Below are 22,886 nucleotides of genomic sequence, written 5' to 3' on the forward strand. Positions count from 1 at the left end.
GATATAATATATTATATCTTTTTTAATTTTGTTATTTTTTTTTGAGTATAATATAAATCAGTGATTAATAATAATTATTTTTTTATCTTTTTTTTATTCACAAAAAATATTTATAATATATATTTTTTATATTAATAAATCATTAATTATTAACCAGACAAAAATCAAATTAAAATTATATTTGTTATTTTTAAATATGAATGGTAAAAAAGAATATGAAATTTAAAGTAGTTATCGTAGGGAGACCTAATGTTGGAAAATCCAGTTTATTTAATCGTATTCTAACCAAAAGAATTTCTATTGTATACCAAGAATCTGGAACAACTAGAGATAGTATTTATGCTATAGGAAAGTGGTTGAATCAAGAATTTTTTATCATTGATACAGGCGGAATTACTTTCGATAATGTTCCTTTGTTACAGCAAATAAAATATCAAGTAGAATTAGCGATTGATGAATCTCATTTAATCGTTTGGGTTACAGATGGACAAACTGGATTAACCAAAGAAGATTTAGAAATAGCTAAAATTATTTATAAAATTAACAAAAATGTTATTATAGCTGTCAACAAAATAGATAATGTTAATTTAAAAGATAATATTTATGATTTTTATTCTTTAGGTTTTAAAAATGTTATTGGTATTAGTGTTCAACATGGCATCGGAATAGGAGAATTATTAGATAAAATAATTCATTATTGCCCTCGTAAAAATAAAAAAATAGATCATGCAGATGATTTAAAATTTTGTTTAGTAGGGCGCCCTAATGTTGGTAAATCCACTTTAACTAATTCTTTGTTATCTAAAGAGAGAATGATTGTTTCTGATGTTCCCGGAACAACAATTGACGCTGTTAATACTGTTTTTGAAAAAGATAATCAAAGATATCATATAATCGATACTGCAGGTATTCAAAAAAAAGCTAATCATTATGATCTTAAAAATAAATATAGTTTTTTAAGAACTTTAAACGCTATTGAAAGAAGCGATATTGTTTGTTTTTTATTAGATGCAAACGATAAAATTATTGAGCAAGATAAGAATATTGCAGCTATAATTTTTAATTATAAAAAACCTTGTATTATTATTTATAATAAATGGGATTTATTAAATATTAATGATAAAGATATTAAAAAATTTGATTCTATTATCAAGGAAGAATTTAAATTTTTTAATTATGTTCCTTTAGTTTTTTTGTCTGCTAAAAATAAAAGTAGGATTCATACTTTATTTAACGCTTTAAAACAAGTTTTTTATAATTATAAACAAAATTTTTCTGCCCATGTTTTGAATAATATTTTGAATGAAGCTGTGCATCTTAACCCTCCTTCTTTATTTAATCAAGGTAAAGCTAAATTTTATTATTTAAAACAAACAGCAATTAAACCTCCAGAATTTGTTTGTTTAGTTAATGAACCTAAATTTATTCATTTTTCTTACGAAAGATTTTTAAAAAATCAGTTAAGAGCAAATTTGGAGTTGACAGGAATCCCTTTAAAGATAACATTTGTAAAGAAAGAAGTTTATTTATGATAACTAAAATTACTATTATAGGTGGAGGCGCTTGGGGTATAAGTTTAGCTCAAACTTTATCTGATAATAAATATGAAATATTAATTTATGATAATAATAAAGAATATATCGATCAAATAAATAATAGAAAACATTCTTTATTTGATATTGTTTTATCTGAGAATATTAAGGCCACTAATGATTTAAAAAAAGCTTTATTTTTTTCAGATTTTATTTTTTTATGTATTCCAACACAACACATGAGAGAATTATTCAATAAAATAAATAAGATATTAAATATTTCTAAAAATTTTATTAATCTTTCGAAAGGAATAGAATATATTAGTAATAAAGTTATTTCTCAAATCATTAAAGAGGAAATAGATGCTGATAAAATAAAAAATTATGCTTGTTTATATGGTCCTTCTCACGCTGAAGAAGTTATTTTAAGAAAAATTACTTTTTTAACAGCCGCTTCTTCTAATTTTGAATTTGCTTGTCAATTATCAAAAATGATTTCAAATTCAAAATATTTAAAAGTTACCCCTTCTAATGATGTTTTGGGATGTGAAATTTGTGTCGCTTTTAAAAATGCTTTATCTTTGATCAGTGGTCTTTTGGATGGAGATGATTTCGCTTCTAATGCGCGTGCAGCTTTTATAACTTTAGGTGCATCCGAAATGAAAAAAATTTTAAGTTTATTTTCTTCTTTTACAAATGATACTATTTTAAGTTTTGTTGGTGTCGGCGATTTAATAGTTACTGCTTTTAATAAAAATTCTCGTAATTATCAAGCTGGTCAAAAAATTAAACAAGGTATGATAATAGACGAAATTTATAATCAAGCAAAACAAATAATTGAAGGTGTTTATAATTTGAAAGTTTTTTATCATTTATCTGTAAAAAATAAATTAAAATTACCCATTATAGAAAGCGCTTATAAAGTTATTTTTGAAAAAAAACCGATTAATTATGTTTTAAGAGTTATTTTATAAAATATTTGATATAATTTTTTAAAGAAAAGTAATAAAAATTAAAAAATATTATTTTTTTTGATTTTTTGTATAAAATTTGATTTTTAAATTATATAAAAATAAAATAAACAAGGAGTTTTTAATGAACAAACTGGAATTAATAACAAAGTTATCTAAAGAATTAGATATGAAAAAAGTGAAAGTAGAAGAATTTTTCGATTGTTTAAATAGAGTAGTGGTTGAAAATTTAAAAGAACAACAATTAGCAGATCCACAATCAAAAAATAAAAAAGTTATTTTTGGTAATTTAGGAGCTGTCCATTTAAAATTTAAAAAAGAAAGAGTTTTTAAAGTTCCAAAAAGTAATAAAGTTGTAACTATTCCGAGTAGATTTGTTCCTGTTTTTAAAATAGGAAAAAAATTTATTGACTTATTTACAGAATAATTCTTTTGCTTTAAAAAAAGGAAGTTTATATAAATTATGACTTGGTATAATGAGACTTATATTATCGGCGAGAGAGTTAAAGTTAGAAATGAAAAAGAAATAGGAGTTGTTACTCGTATTGATTTTGAAAAAGGTTTTATTTGTGTTTTGTTTCCTAAAATTAGGGAAGTTATTTTTAATTACCCTGAAGATTTAGAAAACGAAAATATTAAACCTTTTGTTGTTCGAAAATAATATATTATTTATTTTAAATTAAAAAAAAGGTTTTATTATGAGTGATTTAGTAAAGTTAATCTGTACAGAATGTGGTAGAGAAAATTATCATACTTATAAAAATAAAAAAAAACATCCTACTCGTTTAGAATTTAAAAAATATTGTTATTTTTTACGTAAACATACTTTACATAAAGAAAAAAAATAAAATTTTATTTTCGCCTCGAGGGAGTTTTTTATAAATGTTGGATTTTTATAAAAAAAATCGTTTTGAATTATTATCTAAAATAAAACAACAAAGTATTGTTTTATTATTTTCTAATTCTAGAAATATAAATTTGGATTTACTTTTTGATTTAAATAAAAATTTTTATTATTTAACAGGGATATCTGAAAACAATATTGCTTTGTTAATGATTAAAGAATTTAATGGTGAAAATAAAACTTTTTTATTTTTAGAACGTCCTAGTTTATTGAAAAAAAAATGGGATGGCGAAAGTTTAAATCTAGAAGAAGCTAGTAAAATAAGTTATATCCCTTTAGAAAATTGTTTAGATATAAATTCTTTAGATTCTTTTTTAATTAATTTGTTGAATAATTCTAAAAGAAATTCTTTAGATATGATTCAAAATGTTTATTTAGATTTTTCTTTTTCTTCTTTAGATAAAAATAATTTATCTTTAGATAAAAGTGATTGGTTAAAAACTAATTATCCTTACGTTGATATTCATGATATTTCTGTTTTTTTATCCGAAATGAGAATAACTAAAAAAAAAGAAGAGATTTCTTTTATGTCAAAGGCTGTTGATATAAATCGAGAAGCTTTTCAAGAAATAATTCCTTTTTTAAAATCAGATTTTTATGAATATCAAATATCTGCTTTTTATAATTATTTTTTAGCTAATTTAGGTTTAAAATCTTCTTTCAATACTATTGTAGCAACAGGAAAAAATGCTACTGTTTTACATTATAATAAACAAAAAGATTTAATTAAATCTCATGATTTAATTTTGTTAGATTTAGGAGTATCATATAATAATTATGCTTCCGATGTTTCTCGTTGTTTTCCTGTAAGCGGAACATTTACTCCTCAACAAAAATTAATTTATAATATAGTTTTGAAAGCAAATAAAAAAATTATAGAATGGGTAAAACCTGGACATACTTTTTTTGATATTAATCAATATGGTAAAAATATTTTATCAGATGAATTGCAGAAAAATCATTTATTAAAAAAAGATGAAACGATAGAAAAATATTGTTATCACGGATTAAGTCATTATTTAGGTTTGGATGTTCATGATGTAGGTTCTATAAATAAACCTATTTTAGAAAATAGTGTTATAACTGTTGAACCTGGTTTATATTTTGAAGAATTTAATTTAGGCATCAGAATAGAAGATGATGTTTTGATTAAAAAAGAAAAAAATATAGTTTTAACCAAAGATATCCCTAAAGAAATAGAAGAGATTGAATATTTAATGTCACAAAGAAAGTAAATATAAATTTTTGTATTTATTTTCTTTTAATTAGGCCCTGTAGCCAAGTGGTAAGGCATGGCTCTGCAAAAGCTGGATCGGCGGTTCAAATCCGCCCGGGGCCTCCATAATAAGATAATTAATTAAAAATATTTTCAAAAAAATAAAAATTTAAAAAATTAATTTTTTGAAAATATTTTTAATATATATTTGAATAAACAAAAATAATATTTTTGTTTATTTTTTTTTAAAATAACTAAAATTAAATTTATTTTCTTTTCCGTTGATTAAATTAATTATATTAATTTTATGTTTATAAAAAATTAAAATAGTTATTAAAGAAATTATAATCAGTTGTGTTTGTGTAAGGTTTTTTGGATTGTTTCGAAAAAAATGAATCCATAAAAGAATATTTACTAAAGTTGTGGCTAATATAGAAGATAATGAAGCATATCCCGATATTATAATGAATATAATAAAGAATAAAATTCCTACAATTCCGATAGGCAGATTTATAGACGCAACAACACCTACAGAAGTAGCTATCGCTTTCCCGCCTTTAAATTTATTAAAAATAGAGAATATATGACCTAATATAATTGATATAATGCAAAATGATTTTAATACATTTTCTTCATCATTAAGTAAATGAATAATTAAAAAACCTTTTAAAAAATCTAAAATAAAAACAATTACTCCGTATTTAAAACCTAAAATTCTAAAAGCATTAGTGGCTCCTATATTTTTAGAACCTAATAAACGTAAATCTTTATTAAAAAATAATTTGCTTATGATTAATCCCATAGGGATCGAACCAATTAAATAACATAATATAATTATTATAATTTGTGTAAACATTTTTCTTTTTTATTTAAATACCTTTATTTATTTTTATATTTATTATTAAAAAACAATTTTGATTCAATGAATAATCTGAAAAATGATAAGGAATTATGGTATCAATTACAAAAGTGTATGAAAAGTTGCTTGATTTTTCACTAACTAAAAAAAGTTAACTAAAACTTTTTTAGTTTCTATAATAGAAGAAAAGACATACCAAGAGTCAAAAAGACCAATTCTTTAATAATTTTATTCCGTAAGTTGTTGATAAATACGATAAACAAAGATATTAAAAGAAAATTTATAGTCTCTTTATAAATTATTAAATGGATTTATTTAATTTATTAGTCGGTTTATTTCTAACATAATTATTAAATAAAATATTTAAAAATAACAATATTATTGATTTTTTTAAAAAAATTTTAGACTAATTTTACAAAATTTAAAATTTATAATAAATTAACTTTTACTTAATTTCTTTAAAATTTGAAATTTTAATAATTTAGCTTTTCCAACGTTTATTCGTTTTGCGAAAATGGGTTTTTTAATATATTTTATGATTTTAAAATAAGTTTTTGTTATAAAAAAATATATAGATATAGTTATTTATATTAATGATTTTTTTTTAAGTAATGGTTAGAAATTTTATTATTCATTTACATTTGAAGCATTTTATTTCGCCAAATGTTAAATTCTATTCGAAATCGTATTTAAATGTATTTTGTAATTTACAATTCTTATACACAACAATTATATATCTTTTGAAAATAATTTCAAATAAAATTTTATTATAAAAAGTCGTAAAATTAAAACAATTTTATTTTTTGAAAATTTATTTTTTAGGTTTATTTTATAAAAAAATTAATATAAAAAAATAAAAAAAGTTGCTAAATATTTTTGTATTTTTTGAATAAAAATAGAATTTATGATAATCGTTTTTTTTTTTTTTTTGACTTCTGTGTTAAAAGTTGTTATAATTTATTAATAAATAATTTTGTTTTAATTAAAATCATTTATTTATTTAAATAAAATTAATTTTTGTTTTAAATTAATTTTATGATTAAAACACTAAAAATTTTTTTGAAAATAAATAAATTAAAAATCAACTTAATAAAATTATTATAAATAACCAATATAAGTTTTTGATATCTTGTTCATGAGCAAATTATTTAATTTTTGTAAATATTAAAAAAAAGAATATTTTGTTATTATGGTTTTTATTTTTGCTAGCGATAGATGTAATTCATGTAAAAAAGCTAAAACATGGTTAAATCTTCATCAAATCAAATATCAAGAAAAAAAGTTAAATACTTCTCAATTTAAAATATCAGATATTGATTTGATTTTAGGTTATGAAAATATAGATTTTAATAAAATTCTTTCTATTCGTTCTAATTTTTTTAAAAAACAAAAAATTAATTTATTTTCTATGTCTGTTGCGCAAATAAAACAAATTATTTTTCAAAATCCTAATATTTTAAAAAAACCTATAATTTGTGATGAAAAATTTATTATTATAGGTTATAATAAAGATGATATTAGAATATTTTTGCTTAAGATGTTACGTAAATATATAATTCAAAAAAATATTAATTTACGTTATAATAAAGATTATAATTCTGCTATAAAAGAATATTTTGAAAAAATTGGGAATAATAATAATTTTTGAAATTTTATAATTAAAATAAAAAAATTATATAAAAGAGCATTATAAATGAATTTTAATTTTAATAGTTTTAATTTATCTTTTTTAAAAAAAGTATATAAATTAAAAATATATAAATTTTTTTATTATTTTTTGATTATATTTTATTTATATATTATTGTTTTAAATATTTTTCATTATTTCTTTCCAAGATATACTTATCATTTCTTTTTATTTAATGTGTATTATATAGAAAGCGAAAGTATGGAACCTGACATTCCTAAAGATTCTTATGTTCTTGTTAGAAAAATAAATGATCTAGAATTAAAACATTTAAAAAAAGGTGATATAATAGCTTTTTATGTAACCGAAGAATATCAGAATACAAACGAAATGTTAAAAAGAGTACCTTTAGTTATACATCGAGTTGAAAAAAATGATGAAACAAAAGAAGAAATTATGACAAAAGGAATAAATAATAAAACAGTATTATCTTTTGAAGAAAAGGTGAGTTATAAAAATGTTATGTATAAATATGTTAAACATATTTCTCGTAATTATTTTTTATTTATTTGCTTTATGTCTTTTATTTTTGTCAATTTAATCGCTTTATTTGTAATTTATATTTTTAAATAATTGAATCATTTTAATTATAAAATTATAAATTTTTTTAATTTTTTTATTTTTATTGAATAACAAAAAAAATCTTTTTTTGTGTTTTTATAATCTAAAATGATGTTATAATAGTTATTATTAACTAAATATTTAATTTTTATTTTTTCAAATATATGTTAAAAAAATATTTATCAGTATATAATGGCATTAAAATATTATTATAATAATGATAAAATAATAATAATTTTTTCGTAAGTATCAAAATAAGGAGTTTTAATCTTAAAAAATGTCTCGTTATACAAATCCAAGTTGGAAAATTTCACGTCGTCTTAATTATTCTTTGTCTGAAACAGGAAAAGAATTAATAAAAACAAATAATACTTTTATCAAGATGAAAAAAAGAAAAAATAAATCAAGTGATTATGATATTCAATTAAAAGAAAAACAAAAAGTACGTTTTTTATATGGAATTGCTGAAAAACAATTAAAAAGAATTTTCGCTAATTCTGGAAAATTAAAAGGCATTCATGGAGAAAATTTTTTAGTTTTATTAGAGTCTCGTTTAGATAATATTGTTTATCGTTTGAAATTAGCTCATACTAGAGCACAAGCTAAACAATTGATATCTCATGGTCATGTATTAGTGGATGATAAAAAAGTAGATATTTCTTCTTATTTATTAAAACCAGGCCAAAAGGTTTCTATCAAAGATAAATCTAAAAATTTATCTATTATTCAAAAATCTTTGGAAAACCTGAATAATCATAAGATAGAATATGTTTCATTGGATAAAAAAAATTTATCAGGAAAATATATCAGATATCCTAAAAGAAATGAATTTTTGACAGATATTAATGAACAATTAATTGTTGAATTTTATAATAAATAAAACATTGTTATAAATTAAAATTTGACAATTTTTTTTTGAAAATTTTTAATATTTAGTGAACAGAATTAATTCAAGAAAATTATAAAAAAAAGTAAAGAATATGAAAAAAGAGAGAAAAAAAATATTATGTTCGTTATCTATCGAAGATATTAGTAACAAAAATATAAATGAAAATTTTCAAGATTTTAAAACTTGTTATCAAGGTTTATCTTGGGACGAAGTTAAAAAAAGAAGATTATTGTATGGTGATAATGTTTTAGAAGAAAACAGAATTTCTTTATTTTCTCAATTCATTTCTATTTTATTAAGTCCTTTTAATATTATTTTATTATTTATTATCACTTTTTATTCGCTAAGAAATGTTTTATCTTCTGATAGAGAAAGCGTTGATTATTCTACAATTTTTTTTATAACTTTTTTTTTATTTTTATCAGTTATTATTAATTTAATGCAAATTTCTAAATTTTCTAAAATTTCTGAAAAATTAAAAAATGTTATTCGAACTAAAGTAATTGTGAAAAGAGATAATAAAATTTCAGAAGTGGATTTGAATGAGATTGTTGTCGGCGACATAGTTTTGTTATCTACAGGAGAAATTATTCCGGCAGATATCAAACTTTTTGAAAGTAAAAATTTTTTTGTAAGAGAAACATCCTTAACAGGAGAAAATAGACCTATCAAAAAAGATGCTTCGGATTTAGAAAATTATTCAAATATTTTAGAAGATAAAAGAATTATTTTTATGGGTAACAGTGTTATTTCTGGTTTCGCTCAGGGTCTTGTTATCGCTATCGGAAACGAAACTTATTTAGGAAAAATTAATCGTTTTCTCATTAATAAAAAAACTTCTTCCATTTTAGAAAAAAAAATAAATTCTATTAGTAAAATTTTAACTTTATGTATTTTTTTTATTTTCCCTTTGATTTGTTTGTTAAATTATTTGAAAAATCCTTCAAATTTTGATTTTTGGGAAGTTTGTTTGTTCGCTTTAACAATGGTTTTAGGTATTACTCCAGAAATGTTACCTTTGATCGTGACTACTTCTTTTTTAACTGGAATTTTTACTTTATATAAAAAAAATGTTATTGTTAAAAATTTAAATTCTATGCAATCTTTTGGTTGTATGAATGTTTTATTTATGGACAAAACAGGAACTTTAACCGAAGACGGAATTATTGTAGGTCATTGTTTAGATTTGAATAATAGAACCAATTATAAAGTGTTAGAATATTCTTTTTATAATAGTTATTTTCAAAGAGGAATAAGAAATAACATTCAAAAGGCTATAATTAGAGAAAGTGAAATAAAAATAAATAATCAAACAAATTCGGATTTTTTAGAAAGCAAATTTCAAAAAATAAATGAACTTTCTTTTGATTTTAAAACTCGTATAAATAGTGTTTTATTAAAAGATAAACAAGATAAAGATTGTTTCGCGATTACACAAGGAGCTGTTGAAGAAGTATTAGGTATTTGTAATTATTATATGATACCTGATGAAAGTAATCCTTTATCTTGTAATTTTATTTCTATAGATAAAATGAAAGTTTTGAAACAAATCCAAAATTATAATGAAAAGGGATTTCGTGTTGTAGGAATAGCATGCCAAAAAATAAATAATATAGATGATTTTGATAATTTATATTTGGATAAGAAGATGGTTTTTATGGGGTTTCTAACTTTTTTAGATTCTCCTAAAAAAAGTGCTATTGCAGCTATTTCAGATTTAAAAAAATATAATGTCGATGTTAAAATGTTGACTGGCGACAATCCCTTTTTATCTCAGATAATCGCTACTAAAATTAATTTAGATAATGATTTATATTATTTATTAGGTTCGCAAATAGATACAATGACTGATGATGAATTGTATCAAAAAGCTTTAAATATTAAAATTTTTGCTAAATTAAATCCTAATCAAAAAGAAAGAATTGTTTCTTTGTTTAAAAAAAAAGGTGATATTGTTGGTTTTATTGGAGACGGTATCAATGATACTCCTGCTATGAGATCTTCAGATTTCGCTATTTCAGTAGATAATGCTGTGGATCTTGCTAAAGAAACATCGGATATTATTTTTTTAACTAAAGATTTAACAGTTATTAAAGATGGAATTATTGAAGGTCGTAAAAATTATATTAATATGTTGAAGTATATTCAATTAACTTTGGCAGCTAATTTCGGAAATGTTTTAACTGTTTTATGCGCTTCTTATTTTTTACCTTTTTTACCTTTTTTACCTATTCAGATTTTATTTTTAAATTTGATTTATGATTTTTCTTGTTTCGGAATTCCTTTCGATCGTGTAGATTCAAAATATTTAAAAAAATCAAATATTTGGAATTTTAAAAATATTGTTCATTTTATGTTATTATTTGGTTTTAATTCTTTTATTTTTGATATGTTATTTTTTTATATTATCTTAAAAGAAGATCCTAATGTTTTTCAATATAAATGGTTTGTTTTTTCTATATGGACTCAAATATTTAATATTTTTATTTTAAGAACAGATAATAATATAAAAGATGCGAAAATTTCTTTTCGTTTATTATTTTTATTAATAACAGGAGGTTTTTTATCTATTATATTACCTTTGTTTTTAAAGAATTTTTTGCATTTTGTAATAAAAATAGATCTAAAAGAAGGAATTATTTTTATTCTTTTTTTGATTTTATATATTATTTGTATCACAATATTGAAAAAAATTTTTATTTCATTTAAAAAAAGTTTATTTTAAAATTAAATTTATTTAATAATTATAAAAAAAGGTATTTTGTGTGTCGCCATTAATAATAATTTTAATTCGAATATTTTGTATATGTGTTTTTTTAATTTTATTATTTTATGTTTCTGTTTGGGTGTTTTTAGGAAAATATGAATTATTAAAAATTATTTATTCTTTTATATTAATAATTCTGTTTTTTAAATTATTTGATTACATAAAAGACGAAATACCTAAAAATATTAAAGATAAACTTTTTCCATTAGTTGGTTTTGATATTCGTTATTCTTTAATGACTTTTTTTTTATTATTGCCTATTATTATAAAAGCGCCTTATTTAAGACATCATTTAAATCAATTTACTTTTAGAAAAAAAAGCAAACAATTTATTATCGCGAATAGTAACACTTATGAACAAATTTTAGAATTTGTAGAAGAAATGTCTGAAAAAAAAATAGGAGCTTTATTAACGCTTGAAAAATATAATTCTTTAGAACAATTTGCTAAAAAATCCATTTTAATAGATGGGTTCGTTTCAAAAGAATTATTAATTAATATTTTTATTCCTAATACTCCTTTGCATGATGGTGCTGTTATTATCAGAGGAAATAAAATTTTATCTGCAGGAGCTTATTTTATGTTATCCGAAAAACATAATTTTAAACATAAAACAGGTTCTAGGCATCGAGCTGCTTTAGGAATTAGCGAGATAACAGATAGCATGACTATTATAATTTCTGAAGAAACTGGAAATGTTTCTATCGCTTTGGAAGGTATTTTATTAAAAATAAAAGATATTAATCAAATAAGAGAATATTTAACTACTTTTGCATTGTGATTTTATTATATATTTTATAGAATGGTTTTTTGTAAATGACAATTTCTAGTATTAAAAAAGATAGAAAAGTATCTTTCGTTGTCGATTCTACTATAGGAGATAATATTGATTTTGATTTATTTCCATTTGATATTTCTATTATTCCTTTGAATATTTTTTTAAAAGGTAAAGAAATTTTAGATAAAAAAGGTAATGATTTTTTTTTATATTATTCAAATCAAGGTCATCAAATTACTACAAGTCAGCCGAATCCTCAATTGTTTTTAAAATTTTTTAAAGAAAAATTAAAATCAGAACCAGAGCATTTGTTTTGTTTGACATTATCTAAAAAATTAAGCGGAACTTTTAATAGCGCTTGTAAAGCTAAAGAATTATTAGGAAACCCTAATAATATTACTATTATTGACACTGAGAATATTGGCCCTGGTATGTTTTTTACTTTAAATCGTATTTATAAATATATTACAGATACTGAATTAAGTTATGAGGAGATTTCGAATAAAGTTTTACAAGAACAAAAGCAAGGTATTTTGTATTTTTCTGTAAGCGATCTTAAACAATTAAAAATTAATAAAAGAATTAGTAAATTTAAATTTTTTATTGGTAGTTTATTAAAAATAAAACCTATTTTAAAATTTAATCAAGGGATTATCACTATAGAAAAAAATGTTAGAAGTCAAAAAAATTGTTTTTTTTATTTGATAAATTATATTTTGGAATTCCAAAAATTAGTATCTCGACCAATCGAAGTTAAGTTAATTTATGTAATAGATGACTTGATTGTTCAAAAATTAAAATTAGAGATTCAAAAATTAAAAAATAAAGATATTAAAGTATCTATTTACGGTTCTATATCTAATATAATTGCTGTTCATTTAGGCGCCGAAGGATTTGGCATTTATTTAAATATTATTTAATTTATATATTTTAAAAAAATAAATTAATCTTTTATTTCTTTTTCATTTTTTATTTTTTGTTGCAAAATATTTTTTATTTCTTCTAATAGTAATAGTTTATTTTGTTCTATTTTGTTTATTTTTTCTTCTATTTCTGATTTTAAATTATTTTGTATTTGTTTTTGTTCGTTGTTTTTATTTAAAAATTTTTGATATAAGCTGAAGATAGTAAAGTATATCAATAAAGAAACAAATAAAAATTCGAATAAATTTTGTAAAAAAATACCATAATTAATATAAATCTTTTCGCTTAATTGTATTTTCCAATCTTTCATAGAGTAATTATTATTCAATAACCAATTAATAGGAGGCATAATTATATCTGTTGATAAAGAATTAACTATTTTAGTAAATAATTGTCCTATTATAAAAGCAATCGTTACTTTTACAATGTCCCCTTTATCTATGAATTTTTGAAAACTATTTTTAAATTGTATTATTTTGTTTGGAAATTTTTTCATATTGATAACCCTTCTTATGATGATTATAGATATTTATATCTGCAATTATTTTAAAATTAGTTAAATTATTTTAATGATTTTTAGATATTTGATAATAAATTTGTTTAAAATAGTAATAATATAAATAAATTATATCATTAAACTTATTTTTTGGTATCATAAAAATCATAAGAATTTTTTATTATTAAAAACGATCGCTTAATGTTTGTAATTTTATATTTAATATGAAATAATTTTAATTATAAATTTTTAATGATTTTTTATTTATTTTTTATTTTTTTTAAAATAATTTAATATATGATATTTTTTTAAGAAAATGGTATAATTTTATATATTTTATTATTAATGTTAAAAATAAATTTATTTTTATATATATGATTTATTAAAAAAAAGGCGGAAATAAGTATGAATGGTATTGGGGATTTCATAACTAATTTTATGAAATATCATCCTTGGTTTTTTGCTTTTATTTGTTTTACTATATTTTCGATATTGTTTTGTTTTTATGGCCCTATTATTAAGGCTATATATAAATTATCAGAATTTATATGTAAAATATTTGTTTTTAATTTCAATTTTCTTTTCGATAAAAATAAAGTTGAAAAAAGCAATAATTCAGAAGGTAATGATTCCCAAAACAATCCTTCTTTGAACAACGACAATAAAAATAATAATGTTTTAAGTTTAATAGAAATGAAGATGATGGAATTAAATTATAAAAGTAAAGAAAATAATAACAATAATGAAACACAAAAACAAAATTTATTCCGTTTAGAAATAGAACAAAAATTGCACAAATACCAAATAGAAAATAAATTATCATTAATTGAACAAGAACAAAAACATTCTTTAGAAAAACAAGATTTAAAACAAGAAATTTATTTTTTAAAACATCAAATGCAAAGTCATATAAAAAGGAATGAGACACAAAGCCTTAATTTTGATAATCCAGGAAAAGAATCATTTGATAGAGAAAAAAAAGAATTTGAATCAATTAATGAATTTTTTAAAAAACAAATTCCAGAAAGTTTAAAACAGATATTTGAAAAAATTTCTGATGTAGAAAATATTCAATTATGTATGTTGGATAAAATTATAGATGGCAAAAATGATCAAAAAGTAAATGATTCTTATTATGATTCTTATAAAAATGTTTTATATGTAAATGAGAAAGATTTATTTTTTATCAAAACACTTTTAGAAGATAAAAAAAAAGAACAAAAAAGATTAAATTGATTTAAGTTTTTTTTATGTTATATAAATAGAAAATATTATTTCATTTTTTATTTAAATTAAATTAATTTATTATTTTTTTGATTAATTATTTTGAATTATATTTTAAAATAATTTATAAATAAAACTATATCAATCTGATATATAAAAATTAATATATTTTGAATATTATTTATCGCAACAAATAAAAAAATAATGTATAATAATAAATGTTATATGTTATTTTTTTATTAATTAAATGGCGGTTGTGGCGAAGTGGTTAACGCTGCGGCTTGTGGCGCCGTTATGCGTGGGTTCGATCCCCATCAGCCGCCCCATCTATAAAAAAATAAATTATTTATAATTGATATTTATAATTTAGGCCCATAGCCAAGTGGCAAGGCAACGGACTTTGACTCCGTGATTCGTTGGTTCAAATCCAGCTGGGCCTGCCAAAAATAATTTTTGTCATTCAAATAAAGATAATAATTTAATATTTGTGCGGGTGTGGCGGAATTGGTAGACGCACTAGACTTAGGATCTAGCACTTGCAAGTGTGTAGGTTCGAGTCCTATCACCCGTACCATTCAATAAAAGAATAATTAATAAAACAAAAGGGATATGATGTTAACGGCAGCATAACGGTCTCCAAAACCGCTTGTTCGGGTTCGAATCCTGATATCCCTGCCATTTTATTAATTAAAAAATAAAATTAAAAAAAATAGTATATAAATAAAAAAAGAAAGTTGATTTAACTTTCTTTTTTTATTTATATAATTAATTATTTTATTCAAAGTAAAAATCTTCATCTTGAAGACTTTCGGAAATCATTTTTTGATAACCATTTCCTTTCATGGAAAAGTTATCCATAGTTTTAGTTTCAGTGTTCAAACCATTAATAATAACAGGATTTATTTCTTCGAAAGGAAATTTTTGAGAAAAACCTAAATTTAATAAAGCTTTATTAGCATTATAACGAACAAATTTATTAACATCTTCGATAAAATCTAAACCTTGATAAATTTCATTAGTTAATTCAAATTGTTCTTTATATAAGGTATCTAACAAAGAATCAAGCCAATTTTTTAATTCTATTTGTTTTTCTGTTGTGAAAGTGTCATATATTTCTTTTGATAAACGTCCAATATAAGCTCCATGAATACTTTCATCACGGATGATTAAATTGATAATCTCCCCTGCTTGCATCAATTTTCCTTGGCCATAAAAATATAAAGGATAATAAAAACCACAATAAAATAACCAAGTCTCTAAAAATACAGAAGCAACCATCGCTTTCCATTTTATAATATTATTTTCTTTTTTTTCTTTTAAAGTAGGTTCGATTTTTTTTTGAGAATTATTTTGTTCTAATTGTTGATAAATATCGATGATTATTTTTAAAATATTTTGTAGATTTTTTTGTTTTTGACCCCAATGAAATAATTCGTTAATATCTTTTGTTTTTAAGAAAGTAACAAAGATATTAGAATAACTTTTAGCATGAACTGCATTTTCCATCGCGCCCATAAAGTTTAAAGTTGCTTTTTTTTGATGTTCCCAAGGCTCACAAGAACGAAGAATAGAAGGCATGCCGATATCACCTTGATAAGTATCTAAAAAAGTAAGAACTAAAAGAATTTTCGAATACGCTTCTTTTTCTTTAGAGGATAGTTTCTCCCATACAATTAAATCACTTTGTAAACTAATATCTTCTGGACGCCAAAATTGACTTAAATTTTGTTCGTAAAAGTATTGAGTGTAATCATCATCTTTTTGATTCCAATTAGCACCTTGATATTGGATTTGATTATTTTTTATTTTCATAACAAAAAAGCTCCTTGGTTGAGATTCTAGCGAAAAATCATATGCGTTTATTTATAAAAATTGTATTTTCATATTTTATTACAAACTATTATCGCTTTTAAAAATTTGTGAAAAAATTTCCAAGTAAATAGCTTAGCCATTCATTCTTCTTTCAGTGATTATTTAACTGTCGCTGGATAAATTTATTTATTGATTCAGGTTCATTTGATTTTTTTTATCAAATGAAAATGATTTAAGTTTCTATTTGGTTGTTTTTTTCTGGTAAGCGATTTTTATAATATCATCCTCTCATCTATTTAAATTAATTTATAATGTTTTTTTATTTTATTTTCTAATTCATCAGCAATTTTTTTGTTTTGAGATAAAAATTCTTTAGCTTTTTCTTTTCCTTGTCCTATTTGTTTATCTTGATAAGAAAACCAAGAACCGCTTTTCTTGATCAAATCAAGATTCACAGCCAAATCCAAAAGTTCACCTGTTTTAGATATCCCCTTACCGTACATTATTTCAAAACTAGCCACTTTAAAAGGAGAAGAAATTTTAGATTTGGTTATTTTTACATTCGATCTAATACCTATAATTTTGTTATCTTCTTTTATGAATTCGGCTTTTCTAATATCTAATCTTACAGAAGCGAAATATTTCAAAGCTTTTCCTCCTGGAGTAACTTCAGGGCTTCCGTAAATTATTCCTACTTTTTCTCTTAATTGATTTACATAAATAACTATAGTATTAGTTTTAGAGATGATAGCAGATTGTTTCCTCATAGCTTGCCCCATCATTCTAGCTTGTAAACCCATAAAAGAATCACCACTTTCGCCTTTTAATTCAGCTTCAGGAGCTAAAGCGGCTACTGAGTCTACTACTATTAAACTCATAGTTTCGCTTTTTATTAAATGTTCAACAATATCTAAGGCTTTTTCGCCTGAATCTGGTTGAGAAACTATAAAATTATCTATATCGACGCCGATTGTTTTGGCATAATTAATATCCAAAGCGTTCTCTACATCTATAAAAGCTACATTTCCGCCTTTTTTTTGAGCTTCCGCAATCGCATGCAATGTTAAAGTTGTTTTCCCTGAACTTTCCAATCCATAAATTTCGATAATCCTTCCTTTTGGTAATCCACCTATTTCAAGAGCGATATCTAGATTTAGTGAACCAGTGGAAATAGATTCTATTTTGTTTACATTTTGGGAATCAAATTTTGTTATACTACCTTTTCCAAAACGTTTTTCTATATCTTTAAGCGTTTGTTCTAAAATTTCTTTGTTAGAATCTTTATTTTTTACATTATTTTTTTCAATATTCATTATTTTAGATTGCCTTTTTAAAATATTTTTTTATAAAATTATATAACTTTATTATATATATTAATAATCTATATTTAAATTAAAAATTATTCTTATATAATATATGTTAATAAAAATTTTTTTCTATTAATTTAAAATTTTTAATTATATAATTTAATCCAGACAAAATAATTAATATAGAATTGATGATTAAAAAAAATATTATCATTTGTTTTAATTCAAATGAAAATCCAACACAAATGTTTTCTATTAGCCTTGCTAATAAATTTATAAAAATAGATATAAAAATACAAATAGTTTTTATTTTGCCTAAGCTTGAAGCTGTTATAATAGTTTTTTTTTCAAACGCTATCAAACGCACTCCCATTATTAAAAAATCTCTTATAATCATGATAAGTAAAAAAATAAGTACGAAACTTTCTATTTCTTTATTGTATGCATTTGACAAAGGTAATAAGTGTTTGTTTCTGGCTAATATATAAATATAAAAAAAAGAAACAATAATTAATAATTTATCAGCTATAGGATCAAAAAATTTACCAAATATTGTTTGTTTCATTATTTTTCTAGATATATAACCGTCTAATGCATCTGTAATAGACGCGATAACAAAAATAACAACAAATACAAAATGATATTTGTCTTGATAGTTATCTTTGTTTACGTTTACAAAAAATATCCAAGGTAACATAAAAAAAACTAAGATAATTCTTGAAATAGTTAGTAAATTGGCTGATATTTTTAATATTTTTTTCATTTTAATTAAAATAAACTTTCTTTTATAATTTAAATTATTTATTATTTTAGCAATATATTGATATAATATTTTTAATTTATATATTTTTTTATACATCTAATTTATAAAAAAATATATAATGTTTGTATATATAATATTATATATTTTTCTATATTGTTATGATATAATTTGCTTAACTTTAATTTTTTATTTTTATATCAATTTAAACAATTTTATCAATATAATATAAGTAATAATCAAATTTGTAAAATTTTTAATTTTATTAATTTTTATGTTTGAATATTATTAATTTTGGTGTTAAAATATCATAGTAAAATTATTATTTTAAATAAAATAATATATAAAAATATTTCATAAAAAATATTTTTAAATTATAGTGTTTCAACATAAATAATAAATATGTTTTGAAAAAATACGAAGGAAATATAAAAAATATGGCTAATACAAGACAACAAAAAAAACGCATTAAAACTAATGAAAAACGTAGATTAATAAATAGCTCTTTTAAATCTTCAGTTAGAACTTTTATTAAAAAATTTAAAAATTTAGTTGCTTCTTCAGAAAAAGAAAAAGCTATTTCATGTTTTAATATTATTAATAAAAAACTAGACAAAGGTTTATCTAAAAAGATTTATCATATGAATTTTGTTTCTAGAAATAAATCTAATTTTGCCAAATTATTAAACAATATAAAATGATAATTTAAATTTTATAAATTGCTAATTTATATTTTGAATTAATAAAAAAAGGAAAATTGGATATTTTTTTATGTTAGATTTTAAATTTGTTCTTGAAAATATGGATTTAATTTTAAATAAACTTAAAAATAGAAAAATAGATGTTTCTGATTTTAAAGAAATTATTATTTGGTCCGATTCAAGAAAAGAATTGATTCATAAAATAGAAAAAATCCGATTTAATAAAAATAATATATCTAATTCTATTTCTAAATTAAAATATAATAATGAATCATATGATCATTTATTATTAAAAGACAAAAATTCTAAAAAAGAATTAAAACAATTAGAAATAAAACTTAAAGAAGTAGAAAATAAAATTTTATCTATTTTGCATAATATGCCTAATATACCACATGATTCAATTCCTATAGGTTCTAATGAACAAGATAATGTAGAAATTTTTCGTTATTTAGAACCTAAAAAATTTTTATTCCCTATTAAAGATAATGTAGAACTAGGTCAGAAATTAGATATTTTAGATTTTGAAAAAGCGGCGAAAATTACAGGAAGTAAATTTGTAGTTTTAAAAGGTTTAGGCGCTAAATTAGAAAGATCTTTGATTAATTTTATGATCGATATTCATGCATCAAAAGGATATACAGAAGTTTTACCTCCTTTTATTGTTAATGAAAAATCTATGTTTTCTACAGGTCAATTGCCTAAATTTGAAAAGGAAATGTTTAAATTAAAATCAGATAAAAACAATTGGTATTTAAATCCGACCGCAGAAGTTCCTATTATTAATTTACATAGAGACACTGTTTTGAAATTAGAACAATTACCTTTGAAATATGTCGGTTATACAACTTGTTTTCGGCAAGAAGCGGGAGCAGCTGGCAAAGATACAAAAGGGATATTTAGACAAAAACAATTTAATAAAGTTGAATTAATTCAATTTGTAGAACCTAAAAATTCTTATAAAGCACTAGAACAAATGTTGAAAGATTCTGAATTTATTTTACAAAAATTAAATTTACCATATAGAATTGTAGTTTTATCTACAGGAGATTTAGGTTTTAGCGTTAGTAAAACTTATGATATCGAAGTTTGGATACCGAGCCAAGGAAAATATTGCGAAATAGCTTCGATTAGTAATTCGGAAGATTTTCAAGCTAGAAGAGCTAATATTAAATTTGTTTCAAACGAAAAAAATAAAAAACAATTTTTGCATATTTTGAATGGATCCGCTTTAGCAATAGGTAGAACAATGATGGCGATTATGGAAAATTTTCAAGATGAAAATGGGCACATTATTATACCAGAAGCTTTACATAATTATTTTGGAAGAAAAATAATAAAATGAATTTAATATATTTATTTAAGGAAAAAGTATGAAACATTTAAACAATTTTATAAAAAGTATTAAAAAAAATTTTTGGTACATAATTGGAATTATTTTATTAATTTCATTTTTTATGAGTATTTTAAATCAATTTAATAAACCGCATAATCCTTATGCAGGTCAAATATTACAAGTTTTAGAAGGCAAAAATAAAGACATCGATTGTAATTATAATGATTTTCTGAGTGAAAATTCAGAGAAAAAGGTAACAGTTAGTGGTATAAAAAAAATTACACCAATTTTATCGAAAGATATTTTATCTAATAAATATGAACTGCAAGTAGAATATTTATTAGAAGATAACAAAAAAACTAAAACAATATCTTACTATAATGTTAATGAGACAATTTATAATGAAATTCGTAAAAAATTGAATGAATTGGATATTGAAAAAAATATAAATATATCAGGTCCTGTAGAAAATGACCCTTATAGAGGTTTTTATCCTTTTTTGAAAACTTTTAATTTTTGTATAACCTTGATTTTGTTTTATTTTTTAATTGATTTTTTCCAAAAAAGCACGAGTCATTTAACAGAACATTTTGTTGATAAAAGAAAAATAGAAAATAAAAAAGATATCTTAAAATATCCAAAATTAACTTTTGATAATATAGCAGGCGCAGAAGAAGAAAAAGAAGAAATGCAAGAATTAGTGGATTTTTTAAAAAATCCTAAAAAATATTCTGCGATAGGCGCTAGAATACCTAAAGGTGTTTTATTATCCGGTTTACCGGGGACTGGTAAAACATTATTAGCTAAAACCTTAGCAGGCGAAGCTAAAGTTCCTTTTTTTGCTGTTTCAGGTTCTGAATTTGTAGAAATGTTTGTGGGCCTTGGCGCTTCTAGAATTAGAAATTTATTTCGTAAAGCTGAAATAAATGCCCCTTGTATTATTTTTATAGATGAAATTGAAACTCTTGCACGCAAAAGAGGAATTTCTTATGGAAACAGCGAACAAGAACAAACTTTAAATCAATTATTAGTTGAATTAGACGGTTTTAATCCTAATGAAGGAGTAATAGTTATTGCTGCGACCAATCAACCTGATATGTTAGATCCTGCTTTGTTAAGGCCTGGTCGTTTTGATCGTCGTTTTGTTATTAATTTACCAAGTGTTAAAGACAGAGAAGCTATTTTAAAATTACATGCTTCCAATAAAAAACTTGCTTCTAATGTTGATTTATCAGATTTAGCGAAAGAAACACCAGGTTTTAGTGGAGCTCAATTAGAAGGTATTTTAAATGAAGCAGCTTTATTATCTATCAGAAACAATTCAGAATTTATTAATAAAGAAATAATAAGTGAAGCTGTAGATCGTATATTATTAGGTTTTTCCAAAAAAAGTAGACAATATTCTGAAAAAGAAAAAAAATTAGTTTCTTATCATGAATCAGGTCATGCTGTTATAGGATTAAAATTAAAAGATTCCAAAAAAGTTCAAAAAATAACAATTATTCCTCGTGGTAAAGCAGGTGGATATAATTTAATGTTGAAACAAGAAGAAACGTTTTTTACGTCTAAAACACAATTATTAGATGAAATTACTGCTTTATTAGGTGGAAGAGCTGCTGAGGAATTATTTTTAGATGATATTTCTGATGGCGCTTATCAAGATTTACAAATGGCTACTCAAATAGCTAACAAAATGGTAACTATTTTTGGTATGAGTGATTTAGGATTAGCTCAATTTGATTCTAGCAAAAATAATTTTCATAAAAATTTTTCAGATTCTAAAGCTTTAGAAATTGATGAAGCTGTTCAAAAAATTATTTTTAATTGTTATGAAAAAGCTAAAAAAATTATTTTAGATAATAAAGAACTTTTATTTAAAATAAGTGATTATTTATTAGAACTTGAAACTTTAAATAAAAAAGATATTGATGAAATATATGAAACAGGAAAAATCAGCTGGGTTGAAGAAAAAGAAGATAAATCGAAAGATTATAATGAAGAAAAATTGTCTCAAAATAATTCTGAACCTGAAACGCAGAATGATCAATCCAACGATATAAATAAATAATTTATTTATATTCGAAATAATAAAATTATATTCTCTTTTGAATAAAAAAAAAGAATAATTAAAATTAAAATGATTAATTAATATAAAAAAATGT

Annotated in this window: 21 protein-coding genes and 5 tRNA genes; 21 read left to right on the plus strand and 5 right to left on the minus strand. The window is 21.8% G+C overall.

The window, feature by feature from the left end:
• Positions 1 to 215: 215 nt before the first annotated feature.
• From der to LFWB_RS00895, 7 genes are all read left to right on the plus strand, one after another.
• Complete coding sequence (der, locus tag LFWB_RS00865; RefSeq protein ID WP_210954801.1) at positions 216 to 1,532, plus strand: ribosome biogenesis GTPase Der; 1,317 nt, start codon at positions 216 to 218, stop codon at positions 1,530 to 1,532.
• Entirely contained in the window at positions 1,529 to 2,506 is a 978-nt protein-coding gene (locus LFWB_RS00870; protein WP_246454230.1) for an NAD(P)H-dependent glycerol-3-phosphate dehydrogenase, read from the plus strand. The genes der and LFWB_RS00870 overlap by 4 nt, the downstream gene beginning before the upstream one ends.
• A 121-nt stretch (positions 2,507 to 2,627) precedes the next feature.
• Positions 2,628 to 2,930, plus strand: a complete 303-nt coding sequence (locus LFWB_RS00875) for an HU family DNA-binding protein (RefSeq protein WP_210954802.1) — start codon at positions 2,628 to 2,630, stop codon at positions 2,928 to 2,930.
• Positions 2,931 to 2,966: 36 nt separating this feature from the next.
• Positions 2,967 to 3,164, plus strand: coding sequence for a hypothetical protein (locus LFWB_RS00880; RefSeq protein WP_210954803.1), 198 nt, complete (start codon positions 2,967 to 2,969; stop codon positions 3,162 to 3,164).
• 37 nt (positions 3,165 to 3,201) lie between these two features.
• A complete protein-coding gene (gene rpmG, locus LFWB_RS00885) occupies positions 3,202 to 3,351 on the plus strand; it encodes a 50S ribosomal protein L33 (RefSeq protein WP_210954804.1) in 150 nt (49 codons plus the stop codon).
• Positions 3,352 to 3,385: 34 nt separating this feature from the next.
• Positions 3,386 to 4,642 (plus strand): aminopeptidase P family protein, encoded by a 1,257-nt coding sequence (locus tag LFWB_RS00890; RefSeq protein WP_210954805.1) that lies wholly within the window; start codon positions 3,386 to 3,388, stop codon positions 4,640 to 4,642.
• A gap of 33 nt (positions 4,643 to 4,675) precedes the next feature.
• Positions 4,676 to 4,749, plus strand: a tRNA-Cys gene (locus LFWB_RS00895).
• 109 nt (positions 4,750 to 4,858) lie between these two features.
• Here the strand turns inward: LFWB_RS00895 and plsY are convergent.
• On the minus strand, positions 4,859 to 5,479 hold the full coding sequence (gene plsY / locus LFWB_RS00900; RefSeq protein ID WP_210954806.1) for a glycerol-3-phosphate 1-O-acyltransferase PlsY: 621 nt from the start codon (positions 5,477 to 5,479) through the stop codon (positions 4,859 to 4,861).
• A gap of 1,192 nt (positions 5,480 to 6,671) precedes the next feature.
• Between plsY and LFWB_RS00905 the strand changes: the two genes are divergently transcribed.
• From LFWB_RS00905 to LFWB_RS00930, 6 genes are all read left to right on the plus strand, one after another.
• A complete protein-coding gene (locus LFWB_RS00905; RefSeq protein WP_210954807.1) occupies positions 6,672 to 7,130 on the plus strand; it encodes an ArsC/Spx/MgsR family protein in 459 nt (152 codons plus the stop codon).
• Between the two features lie 45 nt (positions 7,131 to 7,175).
• Positions 7,176 to 7,742, plus strand: coding sequence for a S26 family signal peptidase (locus LFWB_RS00910; protein WP_246454231.1), 567 nt, complete (start codon positions 7,176 to 7,178; stop codon positions 7,740 to 7,742).
• A 265-nt stretch (positions 7,743 to 8,007) separates the two neighbouring features.
• On the plus strand, positions 8,008 to 8,610 hold the full coding sequence (gene rpsD, locus LFWB_RS00915) for a 30S ribosomal protein S4 (protein ID WP_210954809.1): 603 nt from the start codon (positions 8,008 to 8,010) through the stop codon (positions 8,608 to 8,610).
• Between the two features lie 100 nt (positions 8,611 to 8,710).
• On the plus strand, positions 8,711 to 11,344 hold the full coding sequence (gene mgtA / locus LFWB_RS00920; protein ID WP_210954810.1) for a magnesium-translocating P-type ATPase: 2,634 nt from the start codon (positions 8,711 to 8,713) through the stop codon (positions 11,342 to 11,344).
• A 40-nt stretch (positions 11,345 to 11,384) separates the two neighbouring features.
• On the plus strand, positions 11,385 to 12,167 hold the full coding sequence (locus LFWB_RS00925; RefSeq protein ID WP_246454232.1) for a diadenylate cyclase: 783 nt from the start codon (positions 11,385 to 11,387) through the stop codon (positions 12,165 to 12,167).
• Between the two features lie 35 nt (positions 12,168 to 12,202).
• Complete coding sequence (locus tag LFWB_RS00930; protein WP_210954811.1) at positions 12,203 to 13,084, plus strand: DegV family protein; 882 nt, start codon at positions 12,203 to 12,205, stop codon at positions 13,082 to 13,084.
• A 23-nt stretch (positions 13,085 to 13,107) separates the two neighbouring features.
• Here the strand turns inward: LFWB_RS00930 and mscL are convergent, their stop codons facing one another.
• Positions 13,108 to 13,584: a large conductance mechanosensitive channel protein MscL gene (mscL, locus tag LFWB_RS00935; protein ID WP_210954812.1), complete on the minus strand. Its 477-nt coding sequence runs from the start codon at positions 13,582 to 13,584 to the stop codon at positions 13,108 to 13,110.
• A 405-nt stretch (positions 13,585 to 13,989) separates the two neighbouring features.
• On the opposite strand from mscL, the gene LFWB_RS00940 reads away from it, so the two are divergent.
• The 5 genes from LFWB_RS00940 (at position 13,990) to LFWB_RS00960 (ending at position 15,486) form a co-directional block, all read left to right on the plus strand.
• Positions 13,990 to 14,820 carry a hypothetical protein gene (locus tag LFWB_RS00940; RefSeq protein ID WP_210954813.1) on the plus strand — a complete coding sequence of 277 codons (831 nt, stop codon included), beginning with the start codon at positions 13,990 to 13,992 and terminating at the stop codon, positions 14,818 to 14,820.
• Between the two features lie 238 nt (positions 14,821 to 15,058).
• Positions 15,059 to 15,134 (plus strand) — tRNA-His (locus LFWB_RS00945).
• Positions 15,135 to 15,176: 42 nt separating this feature from the next.
• Positions 15,177 to 15,251: transfer RNA gene (locus LFWB_RS00950), tRNA-Gln, on the plus strand.
• A 46-nt stretch (positions 15,252 to 15,297) separates the two neighbouring features.
• Positions 15,298 to 15,382: transfer RNA gene (locus tag LFWB_RS00955), tRNA-Leu, on the plus strand.
• Positions 15,383 to 15,411: 29 nt separating this feature from the next.
• A tRNA-Trp gene (locus LFWB_RS00960) sits at positions 15,412 to 15,486 on the plus strand.
• 96 nt (positions 15,487 to 15,582) lie between these two features.
• Here LFWB_RS00960 and nrdF read toward each other — a convergent pair.
• From nrdF to LFWB_RS00975, 3 genes are all read right to left on the minus strand, one after another.
• Positions 15,583 to 16,620 carry a class 1b ribonucleoside-diphosphate reductase subunit beta gene (gene nrdF, locus LFWB_RS00965; RefSeq protein ID WP_210954814.1) on the minus strand — a complete coding sequence of 346 codons (1,038 nt, stop codon included), beginning with the start codon at positions 16,618 to 16,620 and terminating at the stop codon, positions 15,583 to 15,585.
• Between the two features lie 296 nt (positions 16,621 to 16,916).
• Positions 16,917 to 17,933 carry a recombinase RecA gene (recA, locus tag LFWB_RS00970; protein ID WP_210954815.1) on the minus strand — a complete coding sequence of 339 codons (1,017 nt, stop codon included), beginning with the start codon at positions 17,931 to 17,933 and terminating at the stop codon, positions 16,917 to 16,919.
• A gap of 106 nt (positions 17,934 to 18,039) precedes the next feature.
• Positions 18,040 to 18,690: a CDP-alcohol phosphatidyltransferase family protein gene (locus LFWB_RS00975; RefSeq protein WP_210954816.1), complete on the minus strand. Its 651-nt coding sequence runs from the start codon at positions 18,688 to 18,690 to the stop codon at positions 18,040 to 18,042.
• Positions 18,691 to 19,124: 434 nt separating this feature from the next.
• On the opposite strand from LFWB_RS00975, the gene rpsT reads away from it, so the two are divergent.
• The 3 genes from rpsT (at position 19,125) to ftsH (ending at position 22,792) form a co-directional block, all read left to right on the plus strand.
• Positions 19,125 to 19,388 carry a 30S ribosomal protein S20 gene (gene rpsT, locus LFWB_RS00980; protein WP_210954817.1) on the plus strand — a complete coding sequence of 88 codons (264 nt, stop codon included), beginning with the start codon at positions 19,125 to 19,127 and terminating at the stop codon, positions 19,386 to 19,388.
• A 70-nt stretch (positions 19,389 to 19,458) separates the two neighbouring features.
• Positions 19,459 to 20,733: a serine--tRNA ligase gene (gene serS / locus LFWB_RS00985; protein ID WP_210954818.1), complete on the plus strand. Its 1,275-nt coding sequence runs from the start codon at positions 19,459 to 19,461 to the stop codon at positions 20,731 to 20,733.
• Between the two features lie 28 nt (positions 20,734 to 20,761).
• Entirely contained in the window at positions 20,762 to 22,792 is a 2,031-nt protein-coding gene (gene ftsH / locus LFWB_RS00990) for an ATP-dependent zinc metalloprotease FtsH (RefSeq protein ID WP_246454233.1), read from the plus strand.
• The last annotated feature ends 94 nt before the right edge of the window (positions 22,793 to 22,886 follow it).

The sequence above is a fragment of the Candidatus Phytoplasma luffae genome (genome assembly GCF_018024475.1).
Lineage (GTDB): Bacteria > Bacillota_I > Bacilli_A > Acholeplasmatales > Acholeplasmataceae > Phytoplasma > Phytoplasma luffae.